Here is a 15,375-nt window from a genome sequence, read left to right as displayed (position 1 = left end):
CGTGGCTTGGATATGGGAAAAATTATTCAATCTTCAATCCGGCCAGTGCCGGATCGTCAGGTGGGTAACACAGGTCCAGCGACTTCAGCTTGTCGCGCACCAGCGTGGCCACCATCAGGTTGCGGTGGGTCTTGGAGTCGGCGGGCACCACGGTCCAGGGTGCCCAAGGGGTGCTGGTTGCACCCAGCAACGCCTCGTAGGCCTTCTGGTAGTCGGCCCACTGTTTGCGTACCTCCAGGTCGCCCATGCTGAACTTCCAGCGCTTGGTCGGGTCGTCCACCCGTTCCTGCAGGCGCTGGCCCTGTTCCTCGAAGCTGATGTGCAGCATGAACTTGAGGATCACCGTGCCGGTTTCGGCCAGCAGGCGTTCGAACTCGTTGATGTGGGCAAAACGCTGCGCGGTCTGCTCGGGCGTGATCCAGCCTTTGACCACCGGGACCAGCACGTCTTCGTAGTGGCTGCGGTTGAAAATCATGGTTTCGCCTGCCCCGGGCATCTGGCGATGGATGCGCCACAGGTAGTCGTGCGCCCGCTCTTCCTCGCTCGGCGCCTTCCAGCCTACGGTGTGCACGCCCAGCGGGCTGGTCCGGCTGAACACGGCGCGAATCGTGCCGTCCTTGCCGGACGTGTCGGTGCCTTGCAGCAGGACCAGCAGCTTGTAGCGCTTGTCGGCGTAAAACAGGTTCTGCAGGCCGTCCAGCTCGCTCGCCAGGGCTTCCACGTCGGCCTTGTCTGCGTCCTTGTCCCCGCTCGACAGGGGCTTGGCCGAGGCCTTGAGTCCGGACAGCCCAAACGGCCGGCCCCGCCCGGTGGTGGGCGGTTGCCAGGGGGCCAGCAGGGCCGCGCGCTTGCTGTTGCCGTTGGACATGGCTGTCTCCGTGTGGATGATTGACGTTTACGTAAACGTCAATCTTACCGTTTTTCCAAAACAAAGGGGCGCCTGCGCGCCCCTTTGTTTCCCGACAGGTGGGCGGCGCCCGCTTATTTGTACAGCAACTGCGGCAACCACAGGCCGATGGCAGGGAACTGGTACAGCAGGACGATGGCCAGGATCTGGATGCCCATGAAGGGCAACATGCCGGCGAAGATCTGGTTCAGGGTCACATGTTTCGGTGCTACGCCCTTGAGGTAGAACGCGGCCATGGCCACCGGCGGGCTCAGGAAAGCCGTCTGCAGGTTCAGGGCGACCAGCAGGCCGAAGAACAGCGGATCGACGCCGAAGTTGTCCAGCAGCGGGATGAAGATGGGCATGAAGATCACGATGATCTCGGTCCACTCCAGCGGCCAGCCGAGAATGAAAATGATCGCCTGGCTCATCACGAGGAATTGCGTCTTGCTCAGGTTCATGCTGAGCACCCAGGTCTCCACCAGCTCCTGGCCGCCCAGCAGGGCAAAAGCCGCCGAGAAGATGGCCGAGCCGACAAACAGCCAGCACACCATGGCCGAGGTCTTGGCCGTCAGGAACACCGACTCCTGCAGCACCGACAGCGTGAGCCGCTTGTAGGCCACTGCCAGCAGAAAACCGCCCAAGGCACCCATCGCGGCCGCTTCGGTCGGGGTGGCCAGCCCCATCACGATGGACCCGAGCACCGAGATGATGAGAATCATCAGCGGGAAAAACGAGGTCAGGAGCATCTTGAAGATTTCCAGCCGCGCAAAACTCAGGAAAAGGTAGAAGAGGGCAACCAGCGCGCCAAAGATGGCAAAGCAGACCCACCACCAGGTGGGCGCATCGCGTGTGGTTGCGCCAGCAGGTGCCTTGTCGGCGCTGACTGTGGCTGCGGCGGGAGGTTCGGCTACGCTCGCGGCCGCCGGCGCGGCGGCGGGAGCTTCTGCGCCTGGCGGCTCCTTGACATCGCCTGACGGGGGGTCCTGCAAGCCGCCCTCGGCAACCGGCTCTTTCAGGCCGTCTTCCTGGGGAGGTTCCTGCAAGCCGCCGGCATCGGCGTCTGGGGCGGCTGACGAGCTGGACGCGCCTATCTGCTGGATGTCGTACACCGCTTCGGCTTCGATGGTGGTGACCGCCCGGTAACTGGTCACCAGCACCAGCAGAAAAAGCAGGCCCGGCAGCACAACAATCGTCAGTTGCCGCAGGATATGGCCGAGCGGAACGTCGGTGTTGCGTTTTCCCTTGAGCGCGCTGAACAAGGTTGTCAGTGCGTGGGTGGCCGTGCTGCTGGTCAGGCGTTGCGTCAGGGGCGGCAGCGTGACCACGCGATCGGCGGCGGACAGCGGAGGGGCCCACTGCGGCTTGAGCTTGGCGATCAGGATCACGTACAGGATGTACAGGCCGGTCAGCATCAGGCCCGGGAAAAACGCACCGGCGTAAAGCTGAACCACGGAGACGCCCGCGGTGGCGCCGTACACGATCAGCAGCACGGAAGGCGGAATCAGGATGCCCAGGCAACCGCCCGCTGTGATGGCGCCGGCCGCCAGCTGAACGCTGTAACCGGCACGCAGCATGGCCGGCAATGCCAACAGGCCCATCAGCGTGACCACGGCACCCACGATGCCGGTGGCGGTGGCAAAAATCGCGCAAGTGACAAGGGTGGCCACGGCCAGCGAGCCCGGAATCCGGGCCATGGCCAGATGCAGGCTCTTGAAAAGTTTTTCAATCAGGTTGGCCCGTTCGACCAGGTAACCCATGAAGACGAACAGCGGTATCGCGATCAGCACGTCGCTGGCCATGGTCTTGAAGGCCGCCTGCACCATCAGGTCCAGCGTCTTCGTTGTGTCCCGGTTGTAGGCCAGCCAGGTGAAAATCATGCCCATGCCCATCAGCGTGAAGGCCGTCGGAAAACCCAGCATGATGGCGGTCACCACCAGGGACAGCATCAGCAGCCCCAGGTGCCCGTTGGTGATTTTTTCGACGCTCAGAAGCAGCGTGGCGGCGCCGATGATGACCAGCGCCATGAAGCTCAGGCCGAACCAGAGTTCCTTGCGGATCTTCATTTGTGATTCTCCTTGAGGGCCAGATCGCGCTCGAGCGCGGCCATGTCTTCGTCTTTCACGTGCACCATCTCCTTGAGTTTTTCCACGTCCACTTCCTCCACGTCGCCTTCGCGCACCGGCCAGGCGCCGGTCTGTATGCACTGGATGCAGCGGATGATTTCCACGATGCCCTGCAGCAGCAGCACAAAACCCGACACCGGGATCACGAACTTGAACGGATAGACCGGAAGCGGGTCGGCGTTGAAGGTCTGCTCGCGGATCGCCAGCGACTCATTGGCGTAGGTCCAGCCGGCCCAGGTCAGCGCGACGACGCCCGGCAGGAAGAAGATGATGTACAGCGTCAGGTCGACGATCGCCTGCGTGCGCGGCCTGAGAAAGCCGTAAAGCACGTCGCCGCGCACATGGCCGTTTTTACTCAGGGTGTAGGCGCCCGCCATCATGAACAGCAGGCCGTAAAGCATGATCTGGGCGTCGAGCACCCAGGCGTGGGGCCGGTTGAGCACATAACGGCTGAACACCTCCCAGCTGATCAGCACGGTCAGCAGGACCACGCTCCAGGCGCAGGCCTTGCCGATCCAGGTGGAAAAGCGGTCCACCGCCAGTAAAAACGATTGCATTCCAACTCCTTGCGCCGCCCAGGCGGTCCCAGAAAAAACAAAAAGGGCACCCTCAGGTGCCCCTCAGAGGCTGTGGCCCCGCTCAGGCTTTTTTGCCGCGGCCGAAGTAGTGGTTATAGGCCATCTTGAAGTCCACGGTGTAGTCGTTCTGCCACTGGCCTGCGCGCTGTGCAAAGGCTTTCTGCGAGTCGAGCACCTTCTTGAACAGCGCGTTCTCGCCCCCCTTCTTGACCATGATCTTGTCCCAGGAAGCAAGCTGGGCGCGCAGGATGGCGTCGGGCGTCTTGTAGAACTTGACACCGGCCTTCTTGAGGTCAATGTAGTCCTTGGAGTTGCGCTCGATGGCCTTCCAGCTCATGTCGGCGCTGGCAGCCTGAACGGCGTAGTCGATGATGGCCTTGAGTTCGGCAGGCAGGGCGTTGAGCTTGCCTTTGTTGAACAGGATTTCGAACTGCTCGCCGGACTGGTGGAAGCTCTGCAGCATGCAGTTCTTGACCACGTCGGGGAAGCCCAGCAGCTTGTCCGAGGAGGCGTTGTTGAACTCGGCGCCATCAATCAGGCCGCGATCCAGCGCCGGCACGATCTCGCCGCCGGGCAGCGGATTCACCGCCGCGCCCATGTCGGTGTACATGTCGACGGCCAGCCCCACGGTACGGAACTTCGTGCCCTGGATGTCAGCGACCTTGGAGATGGGCTTCTTGAACCAGCCGAAGGGCTGGGTCGGCATGGGGCCATAGAGGTAGGACACCACGTCCATGTTGATGGACTTGTAGATCTCTTCCAGCAGGGCCTTGCCGCCGCCGTAGTTGTGCCAGGCCAGCAGCATGTTGGGGTCCATGCCGAAGGACGGGCCGGAACCCCACAGCGCGAGCGCCGAATTCTTGCCGTAGTGGTAAGCAACCACGCCGTGACCGCCGTCCAGCGTGCCCTTGTTGACGGCTTCCAGCAGCTGGAAGGGTGGAACGACAGCGCCCGCGGGCAACACTTCGATCTTGAGCTTGCCGCTCGCCATGTCATTGACTTTTTTGGCGAAGTCGGAGGCGTACTCGTGGAAGATGTCTTTCGACGGCCAGGTGCTCTGGAAGCGCAGCGTGGTGGCGGTTTGCGCGGTTGCCAGCATCGGTGCGGACATGGCTCCGGCGCCAGCGGCGACGGCTGCACCCTTGAGCAGGCTGCGGCGGCGAGGGGTCTTGATATCGGTCATGGCTTGTCTCCTGTTGTGAAAGAACGTTAGCGCACTATCTTTTGTCATCGACGCTTTACGCGTAAGAGGGTTTTTACCAACGGCCCGGCGCAGATTGCGCCTAATTGGGGTGAAACTGTTTATCAGGGCTTTGTTAAAGCGTGCCCTGTCAGCTTTCCGTCAAGCTTCGGGGCTGGTGCGTGGTGCTTGGCCCGGCGATCGGGGGCGTGGAAATTTTATGAGCTGTTTTTGGCTGTAGCCATTATCCGACGGGCGCAAGCAGCTACTGAAAAAGGAGCAGCCTGGAGTCGGGCCAAACTTTGCAGCAGGGAGGCGCGAGGTTTTAAACTTGCCGTGTATGCCGGTCGGCCTGTTGCCTGCCCCTGCCCTGGAAACCTGTCATGACACCCATTCAGCTTTTTGACCCTGCCTCCAGCACCTATACCTATCTGCTGTTTGATCCGTCCACGCGTGAGGCCCTGATCATCGATCCGGTGGACCAGCAGGTCGAGCGCGACCTCGCGGTGCTGCGGGAGCACAAACTCAAGCTGTTGTGGACGGTGGAGACGCATGCCCATGCTGACCACATCACCAGCGCCGGGCAACTGGCGGAACACACCGGCGCCCGCACGGCGGCGCCGCAAGGCTGCGGCATTGCAACGGCCGCCCGACAGCTCGGCGACGGTGATGTGCTTCAGGTCGGTGGTGAACAGGTCCGCGTCCTGCACACCCCGGGGCACACGGCCGGCAGCGTGAGTTACCTCTGGCGCGGCCACCTCTTCACCGGCGATACGCTGCTGATCAATGGCTGTGGCCGCACCGATTTCCAGTCCGGTAGCGCCGAAGCCCTCTACCAAAGCATCACCGGGCGGCTGTTCACACTGCCGGACGACACGGTGGTCTGGCCGGGACACGACTACCAGGGCCGGACCCATTCGACGATTGCGGCCGAGAAGGCCGGCAATGCCCGCATCGCCGGCAAAAGCCTGGCCGGGTTTGTGGCGACCATGGCGCAGCTCCAGCTGCCCCGACCCGCGCGCATGGACGAAGCGCTTCCTGCCAACCAGAGTTCCGGCATGGGGGGCGGCCGCCATGATGCCGGTGGGGCCGACGTGTTCCATGTCCTGCCGGCCGATGGATATGCCGGCAATGTGTCGCCCGAGCTGGCCTGCCAGTGGTGGCAGGCCGGCCAGGCGGTGCTGATTGATGTACGCACCGATGCGGAGCGTGAATGGGTGGGTTTTGTGCCTGGTGCGGTGCCGCTGGCCTGGAAACAGTGGCCGGGCATGGCCATGAACCCGCAGTTCGACGAGGGCCTGCAGACCGCCGTGCCGGCCGGCCAGAAGGCCGTGCTGCTTTGCCGTAGCGGTGTACGCTCGATCGCCGCCGCCAGACGTGCCACCGAACTGGGGCTGGAGGCCTACAACATCCTGGAGGGTTTTGAAGGTGACCCCGATGCGCAGGCCCATCGTGGTGCACGCGGCGGTTGGCGCTACCGCGGCCTGCCGTGGCGGCAGAACTAGAGCCCCCACGTTCGCTCACTTCGTGTAGCTCTCTGCCCCCCGAGGGGGCGCTGCGCCTGCGGGCCGGCGTAGCCGGACCCGCGACCCCGGTTGGAAAATGCGGTCCCCGAGCCGTGTATGGAACCGCCGCGAGACAGTGGGGCTTGGTTCACATAAACTGGCTGCATGAACAATGACAGCCTGCTCAAACGCATTGAATCGAAACGCGACGAGGTGATTGCGCTCACCCAGGACCTGGTTCGCATTCCCACCATCAACCCGCCGGGGGACGCTTACGAAGCCTGCGCCCGCCTGCTTGGGGAGCGGCTGAAAAAACGGGGCTTTGCCGTCGAATACATCCGGGCCGACGGTGCACCGGGCGATCGCAACTCCCATCCACGCATCAATGTGGTGGCCCGCTACGAAGGCGCACCGGGGGGTGAGTGTGTGCACTTCAACAGCCACATCGACGTGGTGGAAGCCGGTTCCGGCTGGACCACCGATCCCTTCGGCGGCGAGGTCAGGGACGGCAAGATCTACGGCCGCGGCACCTGCGACATGAAAGGCGGACTGGCTTCCAGCGTGATTGCCTGCGAGGCGATTCTCGAAGAAGGCCTGCCGTTTGCCGGCGCGCTCGAAATTTCCGGCACGGTCGATGAGGAGTCGGGCGGCTTTGCCGGTGTGGGTTATCTGGCCGAGCGCGGTTATTTCACGAAACCGCGCGTGCACCATGTGATCATTCCCGAGCCACTGGGCGTGGACCGCATCTGCCTGGGTCACCGCGGCGTCTGGTGGGGCGAGGTCGAGACCCAGGGGCGGATTGCACATGGCTCCATGCCTTTTCTGGGCGACAGTGCCATCAACCACATGAGCGCCTTCATCCATCTGCTGGAGACGCAGCTGCAGCCGCGGCTGTCCGGGCGCCATACGGCCGAACCGGTGGAGCCGCCCGGCGCCAGGGTCAGCACGCTCAACATCAACAGCCTGCACGGAGGACAGGTCGAGCAGCTGTTTTCCCTGGACGCGCGCGGCCGCCCCACGGGCGACCTGCCGGCACCGGTGGTGGCGCATTCATGCCGCGCCGTGCTGGACCGCCGCTTCATCGCTGAAGAAAACCTGGAGGCCGTGAAGGCCGAGATTGTGGCCATGCTCGACGAGCTCAAGCGCAGCCGCCCCGGCTTTGACTACGGTATCCGGGACATCATGAGTTTTGTGCCGACGGCCACGCCCAAGGACGCGCCGGTGGTGCTGGCCACCGCGCGTGCCATTGCCCGGGTGCTGGGCCGCGAAGCCAGCTACATCTCCAGTCCTGGCACTTACGACCAGAAACACATCGTGCGCACCGGCAAGCTCGACGCTTGTATTGCTTACGGTCCAGGGATTCTCGATCTGGCGCACCAGCCTGACGAATATGTGGGCATTCAGGAGCTGGTGGACAGCGCAAAAATCATGGCATTGGCAGCTTTAAGCCTGACCAGTGGTCGCCAAGCAACACCAGAGTAATACCAAGGTAGTGATTTAGGGCAATCGCTACACCGAAATCCGACTTTCGGGCACCGACCCCTGTCAATGTTGACAGGGGGGGCAACCCTGAATTTGTTAAATTCATCTTCAATGGTGGTACTTTTTCACAAGGTAACCACCATGCACGCTCAAGTTCTCGAAAAATCCCCTGCACAACTCGTAACAAAAACTGTTACCAACCCGGGCCTCTCCCCGCATCTGCAGCAGCGCATTGCGCGCGAATTCACGCCCCGCTGGCAGCAGCAATGGGGTGGCAAGTTTGTCCTTCACGGCAGAACGGCCGGTCCGGATGCCGTTCGGCTCGACGGCAACGATTACCTCAGTGTGACCGGCCACCCTGACATCGTCAGCGCCCAGGTGGCGGCCCTGCGCAACGACCAGGAGTTCGTGATCCAGTCCGGCGTGTTTGTGCATGGCGAACATCCCGCCCGGACACTGGAAAAAAACCTGGCCCAGTGGGTCGGAAAGGAAGACGGGTTTGTCTGCCAGTCCGGTTATGCGGCCAATGTGGGTTTGCTGCAGGCGATTGCCGACCCGCAAACCCCGGTGTACCTCGATACCCTGGCGCACACATCGCTGTGGGAAGGTGCGCATGCGGCGCGCGCACCGGCACATCCGTTTCGCCACAACGACCCGGACCACCTGGACCGGGTGTTGTCGCGGGATGGTCCGGGTGTGGTGGTGGTGGACTCGGTGTACAGCACCACCGGCGCCTTGTGTCCCCTGCGCGAGATGGTGGAAGTGGCCGAGCGCCACGGCTGCATGATCCTGGTGGACGAGTCGCATTCGCTCGGCACCCATGGACCCGGAGGCGCCGGCCTGTGCGCCGAACTCGGTCTGACGGACCGGGTGCATTTCATCACGGCCAGCCTGGCCAAGGCCTTTGCCGGGCGCGGTGGTTTTTTCACGGCGCCCGCCGAGTTGCGTTACTACATCCTCAGTTCCAGCTACCCCAATATCTTCAGCTCCTGCCTGCTGCCGCACGAGATCGCCGGCCTCGGCGCCACACTCGCCGTGATCGGCAAACGCGATGAACAACGCCAGCGTCTGCGGGCCCACACGTTGCGGCTGCGCGGCAGTCTGTCTGACATGGGTTACCCGATCCACCAGGGGACGGAGCAGATCATTTCCCTGGAGGCCGGCACCGAGCCTGACACCATGGTGCTGCGCGACCACCTGGAGGAACGTGGTGTTTTTGGTGCTGTGTTCTGTGCCCCGGCGACCAGCCGCAACCGGGCCATGGTGCGCCTGACCCTGCACGCGGGGCTGACCGATGCGGAGCTCAGCCACGTGGAAGCGGTCGCTTGCGAGATCGCGCCACTGGTCAAGCCCTGGGACTGGCCGATTGCCAGGCGGGCGCGGACGGCTGAAACGAGTTAAGGCCTGTGCTGACGGGCTCCAGAAGCCTAGTCCCGCACGGTGCGTCGGCCGTGCTTCTTGAGCCAGTGTTTGTAGCCGGTCAATCCCGGTGGGCTGGCGGCCAGCTCGACCGGAAACAGGGCCCCCAGCACGGTGCCTTCATGGCCAATGGAAAACGCCGGAATCAGCCGCGCCGGCCCGGGTTGCCCGAGGGCTTGCTGAAGCTCGAGGTCCACCAGGTGGCGGCCCGCCCGGATGTCGTCAGCAGCCGCCGCCTTCAGGCCCTGGGACTCTGCCAGCTCCGCCAGATCGGCCAGGCCCGCGGCAGACTCCAGCTGCAGCCAGCTGGCGCGCCCGTCGGCATCCATGCCCAGGATGCCGAAGGGCTGGCCAATGACCACGTGTTCGACCCAGTGGCTGCTGGCCAGACTGGCGAGCTGGCGAGCCACCGAAGGCACCTGGAGCAGGGCATGCTGGGGCTGGGTCAGCGCGGCGCGCCAGATCTGCGAATGGCGCATTTGTGGCTGGGCCAGCATGCGCTGGATGACGGTGATCAGGTGCTGGGAGATATCGACGGTCTGCTTGGCAATGAACTGGTCGATCAGCCCCCGGTTGAAGGCGCTCACCGCTACATGTTCATCGGCCTGGCCGGTCAGCAGCACCCGGCCGCCCGGCCAGTCCATCAACTCGCCCAGTGCCTGCAGGCCGTCCATGCCGGGCATGGCGTAGTCGAACACGCAGACCCTGGCCAGTCCGAAACGTTCGGTATGGCTGGCCCAGTAGTTCAGGACTTGCGGAATCAGCGGACTGCCAGCACGCCAGCGCTCGATCATCTCCTGCTGCGTCCATGCGTCGGCTTCCCACAACGGCGGCTCCTGTTGCAGCTGGTTGATGCACGTCTGCGGCCGCAGATACAGCTTGACGTGCCACTGGCGCGGCAACACCATCGCCAGCATCTCCAGATAAGCCGGGTCATCGTCAAGAAAAACGATGGCGCCCGGTCGATGGAACAAGGGAAAACTCATGGCTGCGCGTTTGGTTGTGTTACCTGAGAATCGGAAGCTCGATGATGAAGATGGCGCCGCGCCCGGGTTCCGACTTCACCCGGATGGTGCCGCCGGCGCCCTCCACGACCTGCTGGCAAAAAGCCAGCCCCAGGCCATGACCGGTACCCCGATCGGTCGAGAAAAACGGCTCGAAGATGCGTGCCTGCAATTCCGGCGCGATGCCGGTGCCCTGGTCGGTGACGATGATGCGTCCGTAACCATTGAGCACCCCGACTTCGATGCGCAGGTCGCCGGGTTTGGCAGCCGAACTGGTTGCCGCCAGCGCGCGAAAGGCGTTTTTGAGCAGGTTGTTGATGACCTGCGCGAACAGCCGATAGGACGACTCGAAGGAAAAATCCTTGCGTAGCACCAGCACCACGCTTTCGCGTTCCCGCGAATTGCGATAGGGGTAGTCCTTGACCACATTGCGCAGCAGTGCAGCGGCAGCCACGGATTCCCGGTGTGTCGGCAGGCGCAGCAGGCGTGCGTTGGCAATCTGCGTGTCGATCTGCTGGTTCATGTTGCGCACCAGGGTGTGCAGCCTGACGACCAGTTGGTCCAGCCGCTGGCCGCCGCCGGGCTCCTTGACCTGCCGGCTTTCATTGCGGACAGCGTCGCCTATCAGCGACATCGTGGCCAGCGGCGTGCGCAGCTCGTGTGCCATGATGCCCATGGTGGTCAGCGTGTGCTGCAGGTGCTCTCGCCGCAGGTTTGCCGACGACAGTCCCAGCAGCAGGGCGCTGGCCCAGCTGAACGAGATGACGACGGCGTTGATGGAAAACTGCTGCTCACTCATGGCAGGAACGGCCGGTCCGAACGCCTTGAACAGCGTCCAGGCCAGCAGGGCGCCGCTGATCGTCCCCAGGGTGGCCGCACGCCAGTCGGTCACATGGTAATAAATCAGCACCATGGCGCAAAAGCTGGCCAGCCAGACCGTGTTGCCGTTGTTGCAAAGATACATCCAGCTGAAAAAAACCGGCAGCTGGATCCAGAAAACGACGGAAAAAATCCGCGCCGAAAGTTTGCTGGAAGGATCGTTGGTGATGCTCTCCGAGATCAGCAGCAAGCCCAGCGTTCCCATGACAGCGCGAAGCGCGGGGCTTTCGTAAGGCTGCGGCAACCACTGTCCCCAGATCCACCCAAACAGGGGGTGTCCCACCAGCGTGAACAGCCCGAGCCAGCGCAGGCGCCAGCGCGACGGGTGCAAAATGAGAACCAGCTGCTCCTGGAGCAGTTCAGCCCTGATTCGCGCACACCACATCCGCACCCACGCGCCGGGACTGCTCCACAGCGTGCGAATCACTTGTTTGATCCTGGCGGGTACTCCGGAAGTCATGCGTAAATTTTCAAACATATCACAATACATTGTCACAGTTCCGGAGCAAAAATGACGATGCGCCCCCCTGTCAACTTTGACAGTATTGCGCTGGACAGCATGTTGAGCGACTGGATCTCTGCATTGCGCGAATTTTCCGTCGAGGCGGTGGTGGTCCTGAGCCCGGACCCGTTTGGCCAGCGGCAGGACCGGCTGGTGGCAGCGGTCCATCCGCCCCGTTTTATCGACGCTGCACTCGCGCTGGCAGAAAGCCAGGATTTCGGCGCACCGTGGCGCGAATCTGATGCATCCCTCGTGGCCTGGCAGCACATTGGCAAGGCAGAGGCCGGCAACACCAGCCGCTGGCGCCTCTTGTGGCTGGCCTACGGTTTCCAGAGTGTGGTTCGCATCGAGTTTCCCCTGCCATCGGGGCGGGCCTTCGAGTGTTTCATTTTCAGTCCACGCCAGTTTCACGACCGCGCCGAGGCTGCGGCGCTGGTCTGGTCAGCCCTCAATATCTGGCCCTTGTTCAAGCGCACGATGGCCCAGGCCAGCAGCCCGCTGAGCCCGCGCGAGGGCGAATGCCTGGCGCTGGCCTTTGAAGGCCTGACGGCGCGTCAGACCGCCGAGCGCCTGCATTGCGCCGAACGTACGGTGAACTACCACCTGTCCAACGCCATGACCAAACTCAAGGTGGACAACAAGATGTCGGCGATTCAGCGCGCCTGCTGGCTCGGCGTGATCTGAAGGATGTCCTGCGCCGCACCTTCGTAAGCCTGCGCCAGTTGCAGCACGGCCCGGTCGCCACGTGGTCTGCCGATCAGCTGCAGGCCCATCGGCAAGCCTTGCGGGCCGAAGCCCGCGGGCACGCTGATGCAGGGCAGGCCGGCGAAGGTGGCGTAAATCACCACTTCCATCCAGCGGTGGTAAGTGTCCATGGCGTGACCGTTGATCTGGGTGGGCCAGCGCTCGCCCGCATCGAAGGGCCACACCTGCGCCGCCGGCAGGGCCAGAAAGTCATACCGCTCGAACAGCGTGAGCATGTGCTGGTAAAACGCGGTGCGCTGTGCACTTGCCGCTGAAAAACCGCTGGCGCTCAGGCCCTGGGCCTGGTCGTATTCCCACAGCGCTTCCGGCTTGATCTTTTCGCGGTTGCTGCCCTGAACCAGAAACGGCGCAATGCGTGAGGCGACGAGGGCACGCCGCCACACCAGCCAGGCCTGCCAGACCCGGTCGGCGGGTGTGCCCAGCGCCGTCGCCTCCACCACACAGCCGAGCTGCTCAAAACGCCGCAGGGCCTGCTCGCAGGTGGTCAGGATGCCGTCTTCCATCGGCAGGTAGGCCCCGAGGTCGCCCAGCCAGCCAATCCGGAGCTGGGTGGTGTCCAGTGCAGGCAAGCTCAGGAACTGGGCACCATCTTCCGCAATCGACAGTGGCGAACGCGCATCCCAGCCGGCCTGGATGCTGAGCAGCCTGGCGACGTCCTCGACGGTTCGGCCCATGGGCCCTTCGGTCCCCAACTGGCTCAGGTAGACATCCTGCACCGGCCACATCGGCACACGGCCCTGGCTGGGCCGCAGGCCAAACACGTTGTTCCAGGCGGCCGGGTTGCGCAGGCTGCCCATGAAGTCGCTGCCGTCGGCCACCGGCAACATGCGTGTGGCCAGCGCCACCGCCGCACCGCCGCTGCTGCCACCTGCGCTTTTTGACGGGTCATAGGCGTTGCGCGTGACGCCGAACACCTCATTGAAGGTGTGGGAGCCCAGCCCGAACTCCGGGGTGTTGCTCTTGCCAATCACGATGCAGCCCGCGGCCTTCATGCGCGACGCCATGAGGCCGTCCTCCCGGGCGACAGAATCCCGCATCAGCGGCGAACCCAGTGTGGTGGGCAGACCCTGCACAGCGGCCATGTCCTTGATGGCCTGCGGCATGCCGTGCATCCAGCCCATGCTTCCCGTGCGCGACTTGCCGGGCGCCAGCTGGGCATCGCGTTCGTCGGCCTGCGCCAGCAGCGTGCCCGGCTCCTGCAGGCTGACCAGTGCGTTGTGACGCGGGTTGACCTGGGCGATGCGCTCCAGGTAAGCCTGCATCACTTCGCGGCAGGAAACCCGGCGTGTATGGATGGCGCGCGACAGTTCGGTGGCGGTCCAGGCGGTGACGGGGTTGCCGGGTGGTGTGGTGTTTTTCATATGGCTTGAATATTGCATCAGAAGTGTGGTTACATTACAAAGCAGCTGTGTGATTGCTGTCTGACTGTCCCCAACTCTTGTTGCCAAGGAAAAATTGTCATGAAACGTCGCTCCCTTTTCACCCTGGCCGCTTCGGTGGCCCTGGTTTCCGGCCTGTTGTTGCCGCCTGCGGCTCAGGCCCAGGCAAAAACGCTCAAGGTCGTGCCGCATTCGAATATCACCATTCTGGACCCGGTCTGGACCACCGCGTTTGTGACCCGCAATCACGGGTACATGATTTATGACACTCTGTTCGGGACCGACCTGGCAGGCAAGGTCAAGCCGCAGATGGTGGACACCTGGAGCGCTTCCAAGGACAACAAGGTCTGGACCTTCACGCTGCGTGACGGCCTGGAGTTCCACGACGGCAAACCCGTCACCAGTGAGGACGTGGTGGCATCGCTCAAGCGCTGGGCCAGCCGCGACAGTTTCGGCGGTGTCATGGCCAAGAGCCTGGCGAGCTACGAAACCCCCAATGCCAAGACCTTTGTCGTGAAGTTCAACCAGCCTTTCGGCGTGATGCTCGAGGCGCTGGGCAAACCCTCGTCGAACGTGCCCTTCATCATGCCCGCCCGCATCGCGGCCACCCCCGGCAGCGAGCAGATCAAGGAAAACATCGGCTCCGGCCCCTACAAGTTCGTCACGGCCGAGTACAAGCCGGGTGAGAAGCTGGTGTACGTCAAGAACGACAAGTACAAGCCCCGTGCCGAAGCGCCGGACGGCACCACCGGCGGCAAGGTGGTGTACCTCGATCGGGTCGAGTGGATCATCATCCGTGATCCGCAGACGCAGTTCAATGCCCTGATTGCCGGCGAGGTCGACCTCATTGAGCAGCCCGCCTTCGAACAGTACGCCTCGCTGAAGGCTGCCAAGGATGTGCAGATTGTGGACGCCCAGCCGGCCGGCCTGCAGTACATCTTCCGCTTCAACCACCTGCATGCACCGTTCGACAACGTGAAGATCCGCCAGGCAGCCATGGTGGCGATGGGCCAGGAGGCTTTCCTGAGAACACAGGTGGGCGCGCCCGGTATGTACAAATTCTGCAAGAGCATGTTCCCCTGCGGCACGCCGTATGCCAGCGACAACACCGGCATCTACACCGGCATGGCCAACCCCGCCAAGGCCAAGCAGATGCTGGCCGAGGCTGGTTACAAGGGTGAGCCCATCGTGCTGATGCGGCCGACCGACCTGGCCTCGATTGCCAAGTTGCCGCTGGTGGCCAAGCAGCAGCTCGAAGCCGCCGGCTTCAAGGTGGACATGCAGCAGTCCGACTGGGCCACGCTGCTGGCCCGTCGGGCCAAGAAAGATGCACCAGACAAGGGCGGCTGGAATGCCTTCATGACGGCCTGGACCGCCGGCGACATTCAGAACCCGCTGACCATGGCCATGCTTAACGCCACCGGCGACAAGGGCTGGTTTGGCTGGCAGGATGACAAGGTCATTGAAGAGCTGAAGGTCAAGTTTGCCCAGGCCGGCACCGAGGCCGAGAAGAAAAAGCTCGCCGAGCAGCTGCAATTGCGTGCCATCGAGACGGCCTCGCATGTGCATCTGGGGCAGTACAACAATCCGGCGGCGCTGCGCAAAAACATCAGCGGGCTCGTGCCGGGCGGTGCGCAGGTGTACTGGAACATCAAAAAGAACTAGAGCCC

The 15,375-nt window shown here is 63.3% G+C and carries 12 protein-coding genes and 1 pseudogene; 6 read left to right on the top strand and 7 right to left on the bottom strand.

Annotation, left to right across the window (positions count from 1 at the left end):
- Nucleotides 1-22: 22 nt before the first annotated feature.
- The 4 genes from B7X65_RS09055 to B7X65_RS09040 form a co-directional block, all read right to left on the bottom strand.
- The gene (locus B7X65_RS09055; protein WP_293593957.1) at nucleotides 23-868 is read right to left on the bottom strand and encodes a PPK2 family polyphosphate kinase; all 846 of its coding nucleotides are present in this window, start codon (nucleotides 866-868) and stop codon (nucleotides 23-25) included.
- Nucleotides 869-981: 113 nt separating this feature from the next.
- Nucleotides 982-2,952, bottom strand: coding sequence for a TRAP transporter large permease subunit (locus tag B7X65_RS09050; RefSeq protein ID WP_293593956.1), 1,971 nt, complete (start codon nucleotides 2,950-2,952; stop codon nucleotides 982-984).
- Complete coding sequence (locus B7X65_RS09045; RefSeq protein ID WP_293593955.1) at nucleotides 2,949-3,569, bottom strand: TRAP transporter small permease subunit; 621 nt, start codon at nucleotides 3,567-3,569, stop codon at nucleotides 2,949-2,951. Before B7X65_RS09045 ends, B7X65_RS09050 begins: the two co-directional genes overlap by 4 nt.
- Nucleotides 3,570-3,651: 82 nt before the next feature.
- Nucleotides 3,652-4,773 (bottom strand): TRAP transporter substrate-binding protein, encoded by a 1,122-nt coding sequence (locus B7X65_RS09040; protein WP_293593954.1) that lies wholly within the window; start codon nucleotides 4,771-4,773, stop codon nucleotides 3,652-3,654.
- A gap of 380 nt (nucleotides 4,774-5,153) precedes the next feature.
- Between B7X65_RS09040 and B7X65_RS09035 the strand changes: the two are divergent.
- The 4 genes and pseudogenes from B7X65_RS09035 to cqsA all read left to right on the top strand — a co-directional run.
- A pseudogene (locus B7X65_RS09035) lies at nucleotides 5,154-5,831 on the top strand (MBL fold metallo-hydrolase); the annotation flags it as partial.
- The gene (locus B7X65_RS09030; RefSeq protein WP_293594109.1) at nucleotides 5,829-6,275 is read left to right on the top strand and encodes a rhodanese-like domain-containing protein; all 447 of its coding nucleotides are present in this window, start codon (nucleotides 5,829-5,831) and stop codon (nucleotides 6,273-6,275) included. The pseudogene B7X65_RS09035 and the gene B7X65_RS09030, both read left to right, overlap by 3 nt.
- A 165-nt stretch (nucleotides 6,276-6,440) precedes the next feature.
- Entirely contained in the window at nucleotides 6,441-7,757 is a 1,317-nt protein-coding gene (locus B7X65_RS09025) for an acetylornithine deacetylase/succinyl-diaminopimelate desuccinylase family protein (RefSeq protein ID WP_293593953.1), read from the top strand.
- Nucleotides 7,758-7,898: 141 nt separating this feature from the next.
- Entirely contained in the window at nucleotides 7,899-9,158 is a 1,260-nt protein-coding gene (gene cqsA, locus B7X65_RS09020; RefSeq protein ID WP_293593952.1) for an alpha-hydroxyketone-type quorum-sensing autoinducer synthase, read from the top strand.
- A 26-nt stretch (nucleotides 9,159-9,184) separates the two neighbouring features.
- Here cqsA and B7X65_RS09015 read toward each other — a convergent pair whose 3' ends face one another.
- Both B7X65_RS09015 and B7X65_RS09010 read right to left on the bottom strand, forming a co-directional pair.
- Nucleotides 9,185-10,162 carry a response regulator gene (locus tag B7X65_RS09015; protein WP_293593951.1) on the bottom strand — a complete coding sequence of 326 codons (978 nt, stop codon included), beginning with the start codon at nucleotides 10,160-10,162 and terminating at the stop codon, nucleotides 9,185-9,187.
- Nucleotides 10,163-10,181: 19 nt separating this feature from the next.
- On the bottom strand, nucleotides 10,182-11,519 hold the full coding sequence (locus tag B7X65_RS09010; RefSeq protein WP_293593950.1) for a HAMP domain-containing sensor histidine kinase: 1,338 nt from the start codon (nucleotides 11,517-11,519) through the stop codon (nucleotides 10,182-10,184).
- 51 nt (nucleotides 11,520-11,570) lie between these two features.
- Between B7X65_RS09010 and B7X65_RS09005 the strand changes: the two genes are divergently transcribed.
- Nucleotides 11,571-12,245 (top strand): helix-turn-helix transcriptional regulator, encoded by a 675-nt coding sequence (locus tag B7X65_RS09005; RefSeq protein ID WP_324487558.1) that lies wholly within the window; start codon nucleotides 11,571-11,573, stop codon nucleotides 12,243-12,245.
- Here the strand turns inward: B7X65_RS09005 and B7X65_RS09000 are convergent.
- Nucleotides 12,215-13,687: an amidase gene (locus B7X65_RS09000; RefSeq protein ID WP_293593949.1), complete on the bottom strand. Its 1,473-nt coding sequence runs from the start codon at nucleotides 13,685-13,687 to the stop codon at nucleotides 12,215-12,217. The genes B7X65_RS09005 and B7X65_RS09000 overlap by 31 nt on opposite strands.
- A 99-nt stretch (nucleotides 13,688-13,786) precedes the next feature.
- On the opposite strand from B7X65_RS09000, the gene B7X65_RS08995 reads away from it, so the two are divergent.
- Nucleotides 13,787-15,370 carry an ABC transporter substrate-binding protein gene (locus B7X65_RS08995; RefSeq protein WP_293593948.1) on the top strand — a complete coding sequence of 528 codons (1,584 nt, stop codon included), beginning with the start codon at nucleotides 13,787-13,789 and terminating at the stop codon, nucleotides 15,368-15,370.
- Nucleotides 15,371-15,375: the final 5 nt, after the last annotated feature.

The sequence above is a fragment of the Polaromonas sp. 39-63-25 genome (assembly GCF_002278925.1).
Classification (GTDB): domain Bacteria; phylum Pseudomonadota; class Gammaproteobacteria; order Burkholderiales; family Burkholderiaceae_C; genus Polaromonas.
This window is presented reverse-complemented; position numbering and strand designations above follow the sequence as displayed.